This is a genomic window from Pseudomonas serboccidentalis, assembly GCF_028830055.1.
GTDB classification, from domain to species: Bacteria; Pseudomonadota; Gammaproteobacteria; order Pseudomonadales; family Pseudomonadaceae; genus Aquipseudomonas; species Aquipseudomonas serboccidentalis.
Genome location: NZ_CP101655.1, coordinates 5,993,765 through 5,994,197, shown reverse-complemented (window position 1 = coordinate 5,994,197; position 433 = coordinate 5,993,765). Strand labels below are relative to the sequence as shown.

The 433-nt window shown below is 56.8% G+C and carries 1 pseudogene; it reads right to left on the bottom strand.

From position 1 onward, the window contains the following. Nucleotides 1–165: 165 nt before the first annotated feature. Nucleotides 166–433 (bottom strand): annotated as a pseudogene (locus tag NN484_RS27210) (hypothetical protein); the annotation flags it as partial.

Below are 433 nucleotides of genomic sequence, written 5' to 3'. Positions count from 1 at the left end.
AGCAAACCCCGGCGGTAGATCAGCCGTGAAGGTGAAACTGTTGGGCGGATTGCTCTTGCAGCCAGCCATAAGGGCGAAGCAACTCCCTAACACTGCCATGCATCGCAAGCGAGGCCCGGTGAGGCTGTGCAACCCCTTTTCAAGTGACGTCATGTGGAACACTCCTTATTCCGTGCAGCCGGGATAGATGGTGCAGATACGCCCATCGACCATTTGGAAAGTGCTGAAATCGGTGTAATTGCCGTTGCAGTAAGCACGCTGGTCTTCAAAGCCTTTGCCCATGCAGCGCTTCCAGCCATTGGGTACCTTGACCCAGGTGTCTCCCCAGCCAGGCCTTTCTTCCGCCGCCAAATCGATCTTCATCCGCACGGTTTTACCCGGCAGTTGATCGAGGGTGTAGGCGGCAAAAGGGCGACCTCGTGTGATCGCGCCT